The organism is Pseudomonas sp. FYR_5 (genome assembly GCF_043106315.1).
GTDB classification, from domain to species: Bacteria; Pseudomonadota; Gammaproteobacteria; order Pseudomonadales; family Pseudomonadaceae; genus Aquipseudomonas; species Aquipseudomonas putida_Y.
In genome coordinates this window covers 258,265-273,874 of record NZ_JBICMK010000100.1, presented here as the reverse complement: position 1 = coordinate 273,874, position 15,610 = coordinate 258,265, and the positions used below count along the sequence as shown (strand labels likewise).

At 62.0% G+C, this 15,610-nt stretch carries 15 protein-coding genes; 8 read left to right on the top strand and 7 right to left on the bottom strand.

Annotation, left to right across the window (positions count from 1 at the left end; translation table 11 throughout):
• Positions 1-68: 68 nt before the first annotated feature.
• The 8 genes from ACF8RA_RS22140 (at position 69) to ACF8RA_RS22105 (ending at position 8,849) form a co-directional block, all read left to right on the top strand.
• Positions 69-1,247 (top strand): integrase core domain-containing protein, encoded by a 1,179-nt coding sequence (locus ACF8RA_RS22140; RefSeq protein WP_012053106.1) that lies wholly within the window; start codon positions 69-71, stop codon positions 1,245-1,247.
• A 43-nt stretch (positions 1,248-1,290) separates the two neighbouring features.
• The gene (locus ACF8RA_RS22135; RefSeq protein ID WP_392519578.1) at positions 1,291-2,187 is read left to right on the top strand and encodes a nitrilase family protein; all 897 of its coding nucleotides are present in this window, start codon (positions 1,291-1,293) and stop codon (positions 2,185-2,187) included.
• A gap of 10 nt (positions 2,188-2,197) precedes the next feature.
• Positions 2,198-3,352, top strand: a complete 1,155-nt coding sequence (locus tag ACF8RA_RS22130) for a hypothetical protein (protein WP_392460928.1) — start codon at positions 2,198-2,200, stop codon at positions 3,350-3,352.
• Complete coding sequence (locus tag ACF8RA_RS22125; RefSeq protein WP_392519577.1) at positions 3,349-4,338, top strand: asparaginase; 990 nt, start codon at positions 3,349-3,351, stop codon at positions 4,336-4,338. Before ACF8RA_RS22130 ends, ACF8RA_RS22125 begins: the two co-directional genes overlap by 4 nt.
• Before the next feature lie 91 nt (positions 4,339-4,429).
• Positions 4,430-4,981 (top strand): UPF0149 family protein, encoded by a 552-nt coding sequence (locus tag ACF8RA_RS22120; protein WP_104960945.1) that lies wholly within the window; start codon positions 4,430-4,432, stop codon positions 4,979-4,981.
• Positions 4,982-5,150: 169 nt separating this feature from the next.
• Positions 5,151-5,780, top strand: a complete 630-nt coding sequence (locus ACF8RA_RS22115; RefSeq protein WP_103462089.1) for a glutathione S-transferase family protein — start codon at positions 5,151-5,153, stop codon at positions 5,778-5,780.
• 27 nt (positions 5,781-5,807) lie between these two features.
• On the top strand, positions 5,808-7,844 hold the full coding sequence (locus ACF8RA_RS22110) for a pyridoxamine 5'-phosphate oxidase family protein (RefSeq protein WP_392519576.1): 2,037 nt from the start codon (positions 5,808-5,810) through the stop codon (positions 7,842-7,844).
• 108 nt (positions 7,845-7,952) lie between these two features.
• The gene (locus tag ACF8RA_RS22105) at positions 7,953-8,849 is read left to right on the top strand and encodes a LysR family transcriptional regulator (RefSeq protein WP_021784473.1); all 897 of its coding nucleotides are present in this window, start codon (positions 7,953-7,955) and stop codon (positions 8,847-8,849) included.
• A 73-nt stretch (positions 8,850-8,922) separates the two neighbouring features.
• Here the strand turns inward: ACF8RA_RS22105 and ACF8RA_RS22100 are convergent, their stop codons facing one another.
• The 7 genes from ACF8RA_RS22100 to ACF8RA_RS22070 all read right to left on the bottom strand — a co-directional run bounded on the left by ACF8RA_RS22100 (position 8,923) and on the right by ACF8RA_RS22070 (position 15,428).
• Positions 8,923-9,792, bottom strand: coding sequence for an aldose 1-epimerase (locus ACF8RA_RS22100; RefSeq protein WP_392460934.1), 870 nt, complete (start codon positions 9,790-9,792; stop codon positions 8,923-8,925).
• 25 nt (positions 9,793-9,817) lie between these two features.
• Positions 9,818-10,741 carry an EamA family transporter gene (locus ACF8RA_RS22095; protein ID WP_209967639.1) on the bottom strand — a complete coding sequence of 308 codons (924 nt, stop codon included), beginning with the start codon at positions 10,739-10,741 and terminating at the stop codon, positions 9,818-9,820.
• Between the two features lie 66 nt (positions 10,742-10,807).
• Positions 10,808-12,088, bottom strand: coding sequence for a TRAP transporter large permease (locus ACF8RA_RS22090; RefSeq protein WP_176685124.1), 1,281 nt, complete (start codon positions 12,086-12,088; stop codon positions 10,808-10,810).
• A complete protein-coding gene (locus ACF8RA_RS22085) occupies positions 12,089-12,616 on the bottom strand; it encodes a TRAP transporter small permease (protein WP_392519575.1) in 528 nt (175 codons plus the stop codon).
• Positions 12,617-12,681: 65 nt separating this feature from the next.
• Positions 12,682-13,653: a TRAP transporter substrate-binding protein gene (locus tag ACF8RA_RS22080; RefSeq protein ID WP_392519574.1), complete on the bottom strand. Its 972-nt coding sequence runs from the start codon at positions 13,651-13,653 to the stop codon at positions 12,682-12,684.
• A gap of 65 nt (positions 13,654-13,718) precedes the next feature.
• Entirely contained in the window at positions 13,719-14,600 is an 882-nt protein-coding gene (locus ACF8RA_RS22075) for an SMP-30/gluconolactonase/LRE family protein (RefSeq protein ID WP_176685121.1), read from the bottom strand.
• Between the two features lie 21 nt (positions 14,601-14,621).
• A complete protein-coding gene (locus ACF8RA_RS22070) occupies positions 14,622-15,428 on the bottom strand; it encodes an NAD-dependent epimerase/dehydratase family protein (RefSeq protein ID WP_392514316.1) in 807 nt (268 codons plus the stop codon).
• Positions 15,429-15,610 lie beyond the last annotated feature (182 nt).

The following is a 15,610-nucleotide window of genomic DNA, read 5'->3' as shown; positions in this document are numbered from 1 at the left end:
TTACAAATCAGTTCACGCACATAGGTAACAGTCTTTAACTGGCAAGGTCGGTTTTCGAGGATCTGACCATGCCTTGGCGAGAGCTGAAACCTATGGACCTGAAAATGCTTTTCATCGCGGATTACCTGCAAGGGCCGCCCAGCTTCAGCGCCCTGTGCCAGGCCTACGAGATCAGCCGTAAGACCGGCTACAAATGGGTCGAGCGATATGAGAAAGAGGGGCCTTCGGGGCTGGAAGAACGCAGCCGCCGCCGGTTGACGCAGAACTGGGTCGTCCCCGCTGCAGTTCGCGAAGCCATCATCGAACTGCGCAGTCGAGGCGAAACGGAACCTGGTCCGAAAAAGATCCAGGCTGCGCTGCAGGAGCGCTTCCCTGATCAGGCGCCGCCTTCTAAGACAGCGATTTACAACATCCTCAAGAAGGCCGAGTTGGTCAACCCACGCCGTTTACGTCAGCGTGTAGCGGTCTACCCCAAGCCACTGGAGAAGGCAGAGTCGCCTAACCAGCTGTTCAGTGCTGACTACAAGGGCCAATTTCTGACAGGCGCAGGCGTCTGGTGCTATCCACTAACGATCATGGATCACGCCAGCCGCTTCCTGCTCGCCTGCCACAGCATGCCTAATACCAACCTTCTGGAAACGCAGGCCGTTTTCACCCAGGTGTTTCGGGAAAATGGCCTGCCTGAGCGTATTCGTACCGATAACGGTGTGCCGTTTGCCAGTAAAGGACGTGCAGGACTTTCTCAGCTGTCCATCTGGTGGCTGCGTCTAGGCATCATTCCTGAGCGCATTGCACCTGGAAGGCCTGAGCAAAATGGCCGCCACGAACGCATGCATCGGACACTCAAAAGCACGCTGCCATCACCGCCGGCAGTGGCCTGGGAAGCTCAACAGCGGCATTTTGATCGCTTTCGACAACACTACAATTACGAGCGCTTGCATGAAGCACTGAAACAGAAAACACCGGCGTCTTGCTACCAGCCCTCACCACGCCCATTCCCTGAAAAACTTCCTGAGATGACCTACCCCAGCCATGTCGAGAGTTTACCGGCGGATAGCTGCGGCATCATTAACCGCCGTGGCCTGAGGATCTACGTAGGTTACGTGCTCAAGCACCAGACCATTGGGCTGGAGCAAGTCGGAGATGGCATTTGGGATGTTATTTTCGGTCCCATCATCCTTGGTAGAGTCGATGTGCGGGATGCCACTGATGGTTATGTAACACTCAAGGTGTTGTCACCTATGTGAGTGAACTTTTGTGTAACCCATGTGGGTGACCCGTACAGCCGCCATGTCTGAATCCTGTTCCCCCGTCAGCCCTGTACGTATCGCTGTCATCCAGTACGACCCTCAGGTCGGTCTCGAGCACTGTGAGAACAACGTGAGCAGAGGCCTGGCATTGGCCCGGCGCGCAGCACGCGAAGGTGCCAACCTGATCGTGCTGCCTGAACTGGCCAACACGGGCTACACCTTCAACTCCCGTGCCGAAGCCTATTCCCATGCGCAGGTGCTGCGGGACGGCCCTTGCCTGAAAACCTGGGCAGACTTCGCCAAGCAATACCAGGTATACCTGGCTGCGGGGTTTGCCGAACGTGACGGGCTGAAGCTCTACGACAGTGCTGTACTGTTTGGCCCCGAAGGCCTGCTCGGGCACTACCGCAAGGCGCATCTGTGGAACCAGGAAAAGCTTTGGTTCACCCCTGGGGACCTGGGGTTCCCGGTGTTCGAGACGCCTATCGGCCGTATCGGCCTGCTGATCTGCTGGGACATCTGGTTCCCGGAAGTACCACGGGTGATGGCCGCGCAAGGCGCCGACATCATCTGCAGCCTCAACAACTGGGTATGGACCCCGCCGCCGTTGTTCGATGATGCAGGGCGTTGTATGGCCTCGTACCTGACCATGACGGCAGCCCATGTCAACAACGTTTATATCGCCGCCGCGAACCGTGTCGGCAGCGAGCGGGGCGGGCGCTTCCTGGGCTGCTCGCTGATCGCCGGTACCAATGGCTGGCCGATCGGCGAGGTGGGCAGTACAGAAGCCGAGGAGATTATCTATGCCGATGTCGACTTGAGCAGTGCGCGCTCGGCACCGATCTGGAACAGCCTCAACGACCTGCCAAGAGACCGGCGCACCGACCTCTACGATGCCACCCTTGGCTATCGCTTGCATGCACCTATGCCACGTTGAGGAGTTGCGAATGAACACACTCCTCTTCTCACGACAGCAGTATTGGCTTGTGTTGATTTTCGGCTGCCTGCTGGTGTTTCTCGCTGCAAGCCTTGCCCATGGCCAATGGCTGGATTATGCGCATAGGGTGGCGACACTCGATGAGCCGCTCAGCCGTTTGCGCTGGATTGTGGGTGATATCAGTGAAGTGGCTTTCTACAAGCACGAACTGCCCGCGCTGGGCTTGCTGCTGGGGGCGTGCCTGGCGCACTGGGCGCAGCTGCGAGGGTACCGGTGGCAGGGCTTTGCCATCTGCTATGGCAGCGGATTATGGCCATGGGTGTTTACCAGTTCGCTTTTGGGCTTGCTGCTCAGTCATGTGTTGTGGGGATGGACATTGGCCAGTGGCACCTGGCAACCCACCTTCGTTGCCTTCGTGTCATTGCCGGCAGCCATGGTATTGCTTTTTGGTGCGGGCTGGCGGGTGACGATCACGGGGGCACTACTGGGGGCGCTACTGGTAACACCGGCCAGCCTGCTGATGGTCAATTACCTGTGTTATCCCCTGCAGTTGCCAGTGGTAGTGGGCAATGTGAGTGGCATGGCAGTGGCAAGCGTGGTGGCCTTCATCCTGTGCAAGCACTTTCCTTCATGGGTACGCCAATGTTGTGAACCCACCGTCGTGGCGCCGGTTGTCAATCAGCCTGACTACGGTGTGGTCTGGACTTTGCGGCGCGTTCTGGCCGACTTCAGCGAAGCCCCATTCTTTGGTAATGAGCTGGCCAGCCTCGGGCTATTGCTGGGTGTGTTGCTGGCATACCTGTTGAGTCCGGCTGCACTGTCCTACGGTTCTATGCTGGTGATGCAGATGGTGGCCGGGCAGGCCTTGGCCTCCCTGGTCGGGGTTGTACTCTGGCGTGGACAGTGGAAAGCCCGTGGGTGGTACCCTACCTACATTCCGATTGTGTCGATCGTCCCGGCCGCGGTGTTGACACATGGCGGCAGCTGGCAAGTGGTGGTGGCCAGTGCAGTGCTGGGTGCACTGGTGGCTCCGCCGCTGGCAGTGGCGATCACTCGGCGGTTGCCGGCCTATGTGCATGGCTACATCGGCAATGTGGTGTCGATGGCCGTCTGCACGCTGGGAATCGTGCCTGTAGTCGGATTACTTGTGGGGGGAGAAGCATGAGTGAACATTCGAGTCTGCCCAGGCTGTCGATCGCCAGCCTGGGCGGCACGGTCAGTATGCGGGCCGGTGCTGTCGGGGGTGGTGTGACGCCAAGCCTGGATTGTGAGCGGCAACTGCTTCAGGTTCCACAGTTGCGCGAGATGGCGCAGTTGAACGTTGCGTCATTGTGTCTGCTTCCCAGTGCATCGCTGGGCTTCGCGACGTTGCTGGAGGTGCTGGCATGGGCCCAGGGGGAAGTGGAGCGCGGGGCTCAGGCCTTGGTATTGAGCCAAGGGACCGACAGCCTTGAGGAAACGGCCTATTTCCTGGACCTGCTCTGGTCATTCGATGTGCCATTGGTGATGACCGGTGCCATGCGCTCGGCGAGTCAGCCGGGCAATGATGGGCCGGCCAACTTGTTGGCTGCGGCTCAGGTTGCATTGGCACAACACAGCCGTGGGCGAGGTGTGCTTGTGGTCATGAATGATCAGGTCCACTGCGCGGCAAGGGTTCGCAAGACGGCCAGCCTGGCGATGGCGGCATTCGAGTCGCCCGGATGTGGCCCGTTGGGCGACGTTGTGGAGGGTGTTGTGTTGTATCGCCATCCGCCCGGGCGACGGAAAGTGTTGCCGTTACCCTATCGCACCGACCAGCGCGTTGCCCTGCTGGAAGCCTGCCTGGACGCAGACACGGCGCTGCTGCAGGCTGTGGCCACATTGGGTTATGAGGGGATGGTCATCGCCGGTTTCGGTGCTGGCCATGTTTCCGCCAGTTGGTCCGAAGTGTTGGAACACCTGGCGACCAGCTTGCCGGTCATGGTTGCTACGCGCACAGGTAGAGGGCCTACAGCCCGGGCAACCTACGGGTTTGTTGGTGCAGAGATCGACCTGCAGAAAAAAGGCGTCTACATGGCTGGGCAACTCTGCCCGCGCAAATGCCGTATCTTGCTGTGGCTGCTGATTGGCACCGGCCGGCAACATGAGCTGCAGGACTGGTTGCACTCCTGAACGATCTGCCCGCGCGGTCGTTCGCGCGGGCAGCCCTTCCGGCGTTGCTGTGCTAGGGTGCACACACTTTTGCTTCCCAGGATTCTTACCCATGCTCCCCGTACTCAGCGAAAAAGAACTCGACCGCCTCGAAGACCTGCTGATCACCTATGGCAATGACTACTCGGTGCTGGACCTGGCCGAGCTCAATGGCTTTTTCGTCGCACTCGCCAGTTCGCCGATCACTGTCCTGCCGGAACAATGGCTACCGGCGGTAGCGGGTGGCAAGGTACCGAAGTTCAAGAAGCCCGCGCATGAGGAGGCCTACACGGCATTGATGCTGCGTTATGCCAGCCAGGTGGCAGAAGAACTGAGCAATGAGGTCGACCAGTTCGAACCGCTGTTCGAGGAACGCGAAGGCGAGCAGGGCACTGTGATCGTGATGGAGGAGTGGTGTTTCGGCTACATGCGCGGTACCCAGGTGGCCGGTTGGGGCGAGTTGCCACCGGAGCAGGCCCCGCTGCTCAAGGCCATTTCGCTACATGGGCTGGAAGATAACTTCGAACTGCTGGACCAGATGAGCGATGAGGATATCCAGGCCTGTGTGCCGCAGGTGGTCGAGGCTGCGCGTGGGCTGTACCGACATTTCAAAAAGCTGCACTGATCGGATCGTTGGCTAGCGCTCACCTGTAGGCGCCAGCGCAAGTGTTTGGAAACCATTGTTCCGCCCCGCGAAATTATGGTTTCCCCTGCGCACTGATTCTGCTGCCAGCCGATCCAGTGCAGCATGTGCTCCATCAGCCCCATCCCGGCGCTGACCAGGAGCCAAGCCCATGTCGAACCCGATCAAGCTCTACAACTTCCCCAAGTCTGGCCATGCCCATCGCATCGAGTTGATGCTCTCGCTACTGAACCTGCCCACCGAGCTGGTGTTCGTCGACCTGGCCAAAGGCGCGCACAAGCAGCCGGACTTCCTCGCACTCAACCCGTTCGGCCAGGTTCCGGTCATCGATGACAACGGCACGGTGATTGCCGACTCCAACGCCATCCTCGTCTACCTGGCCAAAAAGTATGACAACGGTGCCTGGCTGCCCGAAGAACCTGCCGCCGCTGCCCGTGTGCAACGCTGGCTATCGGTCGCCGCGGGCCCGCTGGCATTTGGCCCGGCAGCCGCCCGCCTGGTCACGGTGTTCGGGGCTTCGTTCAATACCGACGAGGTGATTTCCCGTGCCCACACCTTGCTCAAGGTGATCGATGCCGAGTTGGCAAACACGCCATTCCTGGCGGGTAGCACACCTACCATCGCGGACATTGCCAACTACTCGTACATCGCTCACGCCCCCGAAGGCAACGTGTCGCTGGAGCCGTATGCCAATGTGCGCAACTGGCTGGCGCGGATCGAGGCGCTGCCGCGTTTCGTCCCCATGCCGCGCACCGTGATCGGGCTGCAAACCCACGCCTGAAACCCCGCCATCGCGAGGAACGCCGCCATGCAACAATCTCCTGATCACCGCCCCTCACCCTGGCATGCGGGTGAAAAGACCCTGCAGGAAAAGGTCGGTGTAGCAGAACGCATGGAGGCGTTCGGGCAAAAGGTCATTCGTGACCACATGCCCGACCAGCACCGGACGTTCTATCACCAGTTACCGTTCATGGTCGCCGCCAGTGTTGATGCCCAGGGTCGGCCTTGGGCCACGCTGCTGGAAGGGCCGGAAGGGTTCGTAAGCTCGCCCGACCCTCGTATGCTGACGATCCACACCACGTTGCCAGCAGATGACCCCGCCACCCCCGGGTTGGCAGCCGGGCAGGCGGTCGGCCTGCTGGGGATCGAACTGCACACCCGTCGGCGCAATCGCATCAACGGGCAGATCCGCCACGCTGCCCAAGGGCAACTGCAAGTGGCCGTAGAGCAGGCGTTTGGCAACTGCCCGCAGTACATCCAGTTGCGTGACTACACCCGCGTCACCGAACCCGCCCTCGGGCGCATCGATGCGACAACACTGGATACCTCCGCCGTCAGCATGATCCAGGCCGCCGATACCTTCTTCGTCGCCAGCTATGTCGAGCATGCTGACGGCCAGCGCTCGGTGGATGTCTCCCACCGTGGTGGCCGGCCAGGGTTCATCAAGGTCGAAGGCAATCGGCTTACCATTCCCGATTATGCTGGCAATCTGCATTTCAACACCTTGGGTAACCTGGTGGTCAACCCGCGGGCCGGCTTGCTGTTCATCGACTTCAATAATGGCAATGTGTTGCAACTGTATGGACGTGCCGAGGTGCTGCTGGACAGCCCGGCCATCCAGGCCTTTGAAGGGGCTGAGCGGTTATGGACACTGCAGGTCGAGCAGGTGGTGAGGCGTCCGGCAGCCGTTGCCCTGCGCTGGGCTTTCAAGGAATACGCGCCGACCAGTCTGATGACCGGCACCTGGGCCGAGGCCGATGCGCGCCTGGAGCAGCGGCAACAACAGCGCCAATGGCTGGCCTGGCGGGTGCTGCGGGTGGAGCAGGAAAGTCGCGATATCCGCTCGTTCTATCTCGAACCACCGGCAGGCTGCCGTGTGGCCTTTGCCCCTGGCCAGCATCTGCCTGTGCAAGTGCCGCGTGATGGCGAGTCGGCGCTGATCCGCACCTACAGCCTTTCAAGTGCCCCGGCCGATGCATTCTTGCGCATCAGCGTCAAAGCCCAGGGCCCGGCTTCGCGGTATCTGCATGAGCGCGTTGTGGCCGGCGATGTGCTGAATGTGCGGCCGCCGATGGGCAGCTTCACGCTTGACCAGCAAAGCACGCGCCCGTTGGTGCTGATCGGCGCGGGCGTGGGTATAACGCCGTTGCTGGCCATGCTGCGCCAGCAGTTGAGGACAGGGCAGGCCCGGCGCATTCATCTGTTCCATGGCGCACGCAGCCTGGCCGACTTGCCGTTCCAGCAGGAACTGGCGGCCTTGCGGCAACAGGCTGGCGATCTACTGCAGGTACACCGCGCCCTGAGCCAGCCTGAAGGGCACGCGCAGGTCGGTCGTGATTACGAGTTTGCCGGCCGGTTGGGTATCGAACAGGTCAAGGCAACGCTGGCGCTGGACGACTACGATTTCTACCTGTGCGGGCCGGGCAGCTTCACCCAGCAGCTTTACGAAGGGCTGCGTGGGGTGCATGTGCCGGATGCGCGGATCCACGCCGAAGCGTTTGGCCCGTCGACGCTGCGGCGGTACACCGACGCAGACCAGCCAACCTTGCAACAGCCACCTGCCGCTGACGAACCGGTGCCGGTGTATTTTGCCGCGTCGGCCAAGGAGGCACGCTGGGTTCCCGGTAGCGGCACCTTGCTGGAACTGGCCGAGGCGCGTGGGCTGGCCCCGGAGTTCAGTTGCCGGGGTGGTTCGTGTGGTACCTGCAAGACCCGGCTGGTGAGCGGCCAGGTGCATTATCCAAATCCGCCGGCAGAGTTGCCGGAGGCGGGTTCGGTGCTGATCTGTTGTGCTGTGCCGGCGAAGGTGGAGGAGGGGATGCAGGCGTTGGTGCTGGATGTCTGATTCAAGCCAGTCGCAGGTGCGGGCTTGCCCGCGAAGAGGCCGGCACAGCTAACACCAGGCATCCAGATGAAAGATAATCCCCACGCCTCTTAACCTTCAGGAGCCCGCATGGACCAGATCCACCTGATGAAGGTGTTCGTCGCCGTCGGCGAGCTGGAAAGCTTCGCCGCTGCTGCTCGCCGTCTGGACATTTCCCCGGCCGCTGTCACCCGCGCCGTCAGCGCCCTGGAAGAGCAGCTCGGGGTCAAGCTGTTGCTGCGCACAACTCGCAGCGTGCGCCTGACCGAGGCCGGCGGCCGTTATCTGGAAGACACCCGGCACATCCTCGCCAGCATCCACGAGGCCAATGAAGCCGCAGCCGGCATCAACGCGACCCCCAGGGGCGACCTGGCGGTGACCGCGCCGATCCTGTTCGGCAGGAAGTTCGTCATGCCGTGCATCGTCCGTTACCTGCAGCAGTACCCGGAAGTCGATGTTTCCGCGTACTTCCTCGACCGCGTGGTGAATATGGTCGAGGAGGGCATGGACGTGGCCGTGCGCATCGGGCCGTTGCCCGACTCCGGGTTGAAGGCGCTGCGGGTGGGCAGGGTGCGGCGCATGTTGTGTGCCTCACCCGACTACCTGGCGCGCCATGGTGTGCCGAAGCACCCGTCGGACCTGGCCGGGCATGCGGTAATCGGCACCACCAACCTGTCGCCGCGGGCCGGTTGGCGCTTCGGCGTGACCGACGAGCCGACCTTGGTGCGCATGAAGCCACGGCTGACGGTCACCAGCAATGACGGGGCAATCGCCGCTGCCAGCGGCGGGCTGGGGATTGCCCGGCTGCTGTCGTATCAGGTCGTAGACGAACTGGCCAGCGGGCAGCTGCAGGTGCTGCTGGCCGAGTACGAAGAGGCGCCCTGGCCCATTCATGTGCTGCACCGCGAAAGCAAGTACGGCTCGGCCAAGGTCAGGGCCTTTATCGACATGCTGGCGCAAGGATTGCGCGATCAGCAGCTGGATTGAGAACCTGCATCGTGTCGAGAAATGATGCTAAACAATGTTTGATACCGTGGCGGCCGTTTTTCAGGCAACCCGCTCACAACGCCTGATACTGCATCCTGAACGCCAGGTTCATTGCCTCCCCCCGGTGCAACAATCGCAACCCTGGCCGCCCTGGCAGGTGGTGCGCATTGATGGGGTGGCTAACCGGCTCAAAGCAGAAAAACCCTTGCCCTTGCGGGCAAAACAGCAAGAAGTGTCCAGCCTCGTTGGCACTGCACGCCAGTCGATAACCCGCGCTGGGCTGTTCGATCACGCACTCCCCTGGCCAGCCACTGAAGGCGTGATCAACCACTGTCTCGGGCAAACGCCCCATGGCATTGAAACGCCATTGTTCGGGCACCTCGGCCTGGTACGAGGGCAACCGCCCATCCCCGGCCAGCCACACGTTGCGCGCAGTTGCGTACAACTTGGTATCGGGATACCGCGGAAAGTAGGGATGCAGCCCCAGGCCATACCAGGTAGCTGGCTCATCCTGGTGCATCACCTGCAGGTCCAGGTTCAGGCAACCCTCATGCAGGTGCACATCCAGCGTGGCCTGGTAGGCAAACGGCACGGCACTGTCCAGCGTCAACCGAGCCTGCTGTTCACTGTGGTGTTCTACCTGCCAGGCCTGCTGCCAGGCGCTGCCATGAATCGGGTAAGGGTCATGCCCGGTATTCGGTAACAGTGCCTGCCACCCCTCGGGCCGGGCAAAGCCACCCTCGGCAATGCGGTTGGACCACGGCGCCAGCGGGTAGCAGGCCAAGCGTCGCGGCGTACCACTGGCCAGCGCGGCCGCGTCGGTATGGCGCAGCAGTGCCTGCCCGGTCACCTTTACCTGCCAGTTGACCAGGCTGGCGCCTATTTCCGGGGCCAGGCTCAGGTGTGTCAGGCGGTCTTGCAGGTGCAGTTCGGTCACAGCCATGCAAGGCTCCTTTATGGAAGATCAATCAATTGGCCCGGCGGTAGGTGAGCAGCACGATGCCACACACCACCACCGCAGCGCCGACCAGTTGCACAGGGCTCAGGTGCTGGTCGAGCAAGGCCCAGCCCAGCAACAACGTGGCGATGGGTTCAACGTTCATTACCGGTGCGTTCTGCGCCATGTTCAGGCGAGGGACACAGACGAACAGCAAGCTGAAGGCCAGGCCATACAGCACTACCAGGGTGGCCAGGGCTGCCCAGCCACTGCTGCTGCCTGGCAGTGACAAACCGGATGGGATCACGCCGCTTGCGCCTGCCACCAGCATGCTGGAGAACACGATCAGCAAGGTCAGCAGGCTGCGTACTGGGCCGCGCACGGCAGCCAGTTTGTGGTCGGTGACCCACAAGGCACAGGCAAAGGCACAGGCCGCGCCGAAAGCCAGGCTCACCCCTAATGCCCAGTGCGGGTTGGCCGCACCGCTGTCGGCCAGGTGTGCCGGTACATCCAGCGCCAGTACCAGGCCGCACAGAATCAGGCCCATGAACAACACCGTGCGGCCGGTGGGGCGTGCACCGCCCAGTGCCCAGGTGAGCAGCGCCAGCAGCATCGGGAACGTGTTGCCCACCAGCAGCGCCAAGGCTACCGGAATGCGTGCGACCGCCGAATAAAGGCACAGGCTTTGGGTGGCGATCAGCAGGCCGAGCAGTAGTTGCCAGTGCCGGGTACCGGCGGGCAGGCCCAGGGCCTGGCGTTGCCACAGCAGCAGGCAGGCAAGTACCAGCAAGGTAATACCTGAGCGGCAGAGAATGGCCAGCAGCACGCCGGTGCCGTCGTCGAATGCGATGCGAGCGGCAATGTGGTTGCCGGCGAATGAACAGGCCAGCAGGGCCAGCAAGGCGATTGCCAGTTTGCGTGGGAATAGAGGTACAGCCGAGGAGGGGGCAGCCATGTGCAGGATCCGTTGCAGGTAGGGCCAAGGGGGCTGCTTTGCAGCCCATCGCAGCCCCGATCTTATTTACAGCACCACACTGGGCAGCCACAGCGAGATGGCCGGAATGTAGGTCACCGCCATCAGCACCATGAACAGCGCCAGGTAGAACGGCAGCATTGCCTTGATCGTCGACTCGATGCTCACTTTGCCGATGGCTGAGCCGACGAACAGCACGGCGCCCACCGGTGGTGTGATCAGCCCGATCCCCAGGTTCACCAGCATGATCATGCCAAAGTGCACCGGGTCCACGCCGATACCGGTGATCACCGGCAACAGGATCGGCGTAAGGATCAGGATCAGCGGCGCCATGTCCATCACCGTGCCCAGCAGCAACAGCATGAAGTTGATGCACATCAGGATCACATAGCGGTTGTCCGAGAGGGTCAGGAATGCTGTGGTGATCTTTGACGGAATCTGCATCAGCGTCATCACGTAACCAAAACTGGCAGCAAAGCCGATGAGGATCATCACGATCGAGATGGTCCGTACCGTGCGGTGCATCAGCTTGGGCAGGTCGCGCCACTTGTAGTCGCGGTAGATGAACATGGTCACGAAGAACGACCACACCACCGCCACTGCTGCCGATTCGGTCGCGGTGAACATGCCCGACAGGATGCCGCCCAGGATGATCACCATGGCCATCAGGCCCCACAGCGCTTCGCCGGCTATCTTCAGCGCCTGGCGCATCGGGATCACTTCGCCCTTGGGGTAGTTGCGCTTCTTGGCAAAGATCAGGCACAGGCCCATCATCACGGCGCTCAACAGCAACCCGGGCATCACACCTGCCACGAACAGCGAGCCAATGGAAACCGTACCGCCCGCCGCCAGCGAGTACAGCACCGAGTTGTGGCTGGGCGGAGTCAGCAGCGCCTGTACCGAGCCGCTGACGGTCACGGCGGTGGAGAACTCGCGCGGGTAGCCTTTGCGCTCCATCTCCGGGATCAGCACCGAACCCACCGACGCGGTGTCCGCCACAGACGAGCCGGAAATCGCGCCGAAGAAGGTTGAGGCCATGATGTTGACCAGCGACAGCCCGCCACGCACGAAGCCCACCAGTACCCCGGCAAACGCCACCAGCCGCCGTGACATACCGCCTTCGGCCATGATCGCGCCGGCCAGCACGAAGAACGGAATCGCCAGCAGCGAGAATTTGTTAACCCCACTGGCCACCTGGATCATCATCGCCTGCAGCGGGATGTCAATCCACCAGGCGCCAATCAACGCCGACAGGCCCAGGGCGTAGGCCACTGGCATGCCCAGCAGAATAAGCGCAATGAAGCTGCCCAACAGAATGAACGCATCCATTTATGCCGCTCCTTCGTTTTCTTCCAGGTGGTCGAGACGCACTACCGTGCGGTGGCTCTGATCGCCCAGCAGGAGCCTTTCCAGCACAAAGACCAGGGTCAGCACGCCACCGATCGGGATCGGCGCATAGGTCATGCCCACCCGCACCCCCGGCAGTGACGCCAGAAACTGGTTCCAGGTGGTGATGCACAGCTTGGTGCCGTAGTAGGTCATGAACACGCACACCAGAATCATCAGCACTTGCACCAGTAGCGCGGCCAGGCTGCGCGGCAGCGGTGGCAGGCGGTCGGTGATCATCGTCACCGCCATGTGTGCCCCGGCCCGGTAGCTTGCGGCGGCGCCGACGAAGGTGAACACCACCATCAGCAGGATGGCCACCGGCTCCGGCCAGCTGGCGCCGGTGCCGAGCACGTAGCGGGCGAAGATGCCCCACGGAATGATCAGCGACATGGTCAGGATCGACAGGCCGGCAACCCAGGTGCAGGTGCAGTACAGCGTGTCGTTCACACGCAGGAACAGGTTTTTCATGGGCATCACCAAAGCGGCAGTGCGGCGGGCGCCGCGCTGCCGAGGTCGTTCGGGAAGGGGCGCGGTTACTGGACAGCGTTGATACGTTTCATCAGGTCGGCGTACTGCGCGCCGTATTTTTCGCGTACCGAAGCGGTGGCGTCGTAGAACGGCTTCTTGTCGACGGTAATGAACTCGACACCGGCGGCCTTGAGCCTCTCTTCGCTGGCGGCGGTCTTGGCATCCCACAGCGCGCGCTCTTCCATCTGTGCTTCACGCGCCACCTTCTTCACCAGCGCCTGCTGCTCGGGGCTGAGCTTGTTCCAGGTGGTCTTGGACATCACTACCGGCTCCGGGAGGATCAGGTGGCCAGTGAGGGTGTAGTACTTGGCGCTCTGGAAGTGGTTGTGTTCGAGTAGCGTGGGCGGGTTGTTCTCGGCACCATCGATCACGCCAGTCTGCAGGGCACTGAAGATTTCCCCGGTGTCCATGGCGATGCCGTTGCCGCCCATGGCGTTCATCATGTCGATGAACAGCGGGTTGCCCTGTACGCGAATCTTCATGCCCTTGAGGTCTTCCAGGCTGCGCACCGGCTTTTTCGTGTAGATGCTGCGCGAGCCGCCATCCATCCAGGCCAGGGCTACCAGGTTGAAATCGGAATTGGTGATCTTGTCGAGAATTTCCTGGCCGATCTCGCCGTCGATGATCTTGCGCATGTGATCATGGTCGCGGAACACGAACGGCATGTTGAACACGTTCACATCCGGCACCACCGGGCCGACGATCCCTAAGCTGACGCGGGTCATCTGCACGGCGCCGATCTGAGCCTGTTCGATCACTTCCTTCTCCGATCCCAGCACGCCGCCGGCGAACATCTTGAAGGTGATTTCGCCATTGCTGGCGTCCTCCAGCTTTTTACCCATGTTCTGTTCCGCGACCACGGTCGGGTACCCGGCCGGGTGAATCTCGGCGAACTTGATGTCCAGCGCCGAAGCAGGCATGGCCACGCTGAAGGCGAACGGGAGTACGGCAAGGAGCAGCTTGCGTTTGAACGTCATGATGAAACTCCGTGGTTTTTATTATCTGGTTTCGTGGGTGCAAGTGTGGGTATGGCTAGGGGGCGTCAGCCCCGGAAGGCAGGTTCCTCCAGGCCCTTGGTGTCAGGGTCGAGGGCAAATACCCCGCCAGCCAGGGGCTGGTCGCGCAGGTCGATGCCAGTGGGGCGGATCGAGGTGACGTACAGAATGTCCAGGCTGGCGCCGCCAAAGGCGCACATCGCCGGCTTTTTCACCGGCACGCTGAGTGATCGGTCGAGGCGACCTTCGGGGGTGAAACGGTGGATCTGCCCGGCGTCGTTGCCGCAGATCCAGTAGCAGCCGTCCTGGTCAATGGCGGCGCCATCCGGGCGGCCGGGGTAGTCGCGCATGTCGATGAACAGCCGTTTGTTGTGCGGTGTGCCGCTGTCGATGTCGTAGTCGAAAGCCCACACCTTCTGCACGTTCGGGTGCGAGTCGGACAGGTACATGCGCGTGCCGTCGGGGCTGAAGGCCAGGCCGTTGGGCACGATCATGCCGTCCTGCTGCAGGTGCAGCTGGCCTTTGCCGTCCTGCCGGTACAGCGCGCCCACGTGGGCACCTTGCTGCATGTCCAGCAGCATGGTCCCGGCCCAGAAGCGGCCCTGACGGTCGCAGCGGCCATCGTTGAAGCGCATGCCGGCCTGAGCGTGCTGCACGTTGCTGAGCAGCCGGCTGTCCAGGCTGCCGTCCGCCCTGGCCTGGAGCTGGAAGATGCCGCTTTCCATGCCCGCAATCCAACCCTGACCGCTGCGGGCGATGCAGGCCAGCATCTCGTCGCCCTGCCAGCACTGGTGTTTGCCATCGGCCGCTTGCCAGCGATGCAACTGGCGAGCGGGAATGTCTACCCAGTACAAGGCCTGTTCACCGGGGTGCCACACAGGGCTTTCGCCGGTACCGTTGCGGGCGTCGACGATCAGTTCGCAGTTCATGCCATGCCTCTTGGCTTGGGGTCAGTTGAACGGGCCGGCCACGGCGAAAGCGCCGCCCTGGTAGACCATGCTCGGGTCATCGGCGGCGGGTGCCGGTTGGGCCTCCACGGCAGCGCGGAAGGTTTCGGAGCTGTCCTTGGGTACATAGCCCAGGTGCGCGGCATGGCGGTTGTCCCACCACACGGTGCGATTGTCGGAGGCGCCATAGACAATGGTGTGACCAACGCCGGGGGTGGACAGCCCGCGTTCGATCAGCTGCACCAGGTCGTCGTAGCTCAGCCAGGTGCAGAGCATGCGCAGGTTCTGTGGCTGCGGGAACGACGAGCCGATGCGAATGCTGACGGTCTCGATGCCGTAGCGGTCAAAGTAGAAGCTGGCCACATCTTCGCCGTAGCACTTGGACAGCCCGTAATAGCTGTCGGGACGGCGCGGCGCGTGAGCGTCGATGCGCTCATCCTGGCGATAGAAACCGATGGTGTGGTTGGAGCTGGCGAAGATGATGCGCTTGACCCCGTGCTTGCGCGCCGCCTCGTACACGTGGAACACGCCGCAGATGTTGGGGCCGAGAATCTCTTCGAAGGCGTGTTCGGTAGAAACCCCACCAAAGTGGAGGATGGCGTCCACGCCTTCGACCAGGGCATGCACCGCAGCCTTGTCGGCCAGGTCACAGGTAATGACTTCTTCATGCGGGCCCGCGGCCGGGGCCATGGGGCTGATGTCAGACAGGCGCAGGACCTCGGCGTAGCCTTTCAGGCGTTCGCGAAGGACCTTGCCCAGGCCGCCTGCGGCTCCGGTGAGCAGCAGGCGATTGAAGGGGGTAGTGGTCATGGCCGGCTCTTGTTGTTAGTTGTTGTAGGTTGTCGTATGACTTGAGTGATTATTGGCGGTGGTTCTGTGTGTTGTCAATGAGGCTTGGGCGGCTTTTGCCGGCCTTTTTTGCGGGTAAAAAATGCGAAAGGCCTGCGCGGTCGCCCGTAGGAGCGGGTTTACCCGCGAGGAGGCCGGCCCCT

Bases quoted from the DNA above. Each gene is read 5' to 3' on its own strand.
- ACF8RA_RS22115 (WP_103462089.1), top strand. From the start codon at position 5,151: ATGTCGAACCCGATCAAGCTCTACAACTTCCCCAAGTCTGGCCATGCC.
- ACF8RA_RS22100 (WP_392460934.1), bottom strand. From the start codon at position 9,792: ATGGCTGTGACCGAACTGCACCTGCAAGACCGCCTGACACACCTGAGC.
- ACF8RA_RS22080 (WP_392519574.1), bottom strand. From the start codon at position 13,653: ATGACGTTCAAACGCAAGCTGCTCCTTGCCGTACTCCCGTTCGCCTTC.
- ACF8RA_RS22090 (WP_176685124.1), bottom strand. From the start codon at position 12,088: ATGGATGCGTTCATTCTGTTGGGCAGCTTCATTGCGCTTATTCTGCTG.
- ACF8RA_RS22125 (WP_392519577.1), top strand. From the start codon at position 3,349: ATGAGTGAACATTCGAGTCTGCCCAGGCTGTCGATCGCCAGCCTGGGC.
- ACF8RA_RS22095 (WP_209967639.1), bottom strand. From the start codon at position 10,741: ATGGCTGCCCCCTCCTCGGCTGTACCTCTATTCCCACGCAAACTGGCA.
- ACF8RA_RS22085 (WP_392519575.1), bottom strand. From the start codon at position 12,616: ATGAAAAACCTGTTCCTGCGTGTGAACGACACGCTGTACTGCACCTGC.
- ACF8RA_RS22140 (WP_012053106.1), top strand. From the start codon at position 69: ATGCCTTGGCGAGAGCTGAAACCTATGGACCTGAAAATGCTTTTCATC.
- ACF8RA_RS22110 (WP_392519576.1), top strand. From the start codon at position 5,808: ATGCAACAATCTCCTGATCACCGCCCCTCACCCTGGCATGCGGGTGAA.
- ACF8RA_RS22105 (WP_021784473.1), top strand. From the start codon at position 7,953: ATGGACCAGATCCACCTGATGAAGGTGTTCGTCGCCGTCGGCGAGCTG.
- ACF8RA_RS22120 (WP_104960945.1), top strand. From the start codon at position 4,430: ATGCTCCCCGTACTCAGCGAAAAAGAACTCGACCGCCTCGAAGACCTG.
- ACF8RA_RS22130 (WP_392460928.1), top strand. From the start codon at position 2,198: ATGAACACACTCCTCTTCTCACGACAGCAGTATTGGCTTGTGTTGATT.
- ACF8RA_RS22070 (WP_392514316.1), bottom strand. From the start codon at position 15,428: ATGACCACTACCCCCTTCAATCGCCTGCTGCTCACCGGAGCCGCAGGC.
- ACF8RA_RS22135 (WP_392519578.1), top strand. From the start codon at position 1,291: ATGTCTGAATCCTGTTCCCCCGTCAGCCCTGTACGTATCGCTGTCATC.
- ACF8RA_RS22075 (WP_176685121.1), bottom strand. From the start codon at position 14,600: ATGAACTGCGAACTGATCGTCGACGCCCGCAACGGTACCGGCGAAAGC.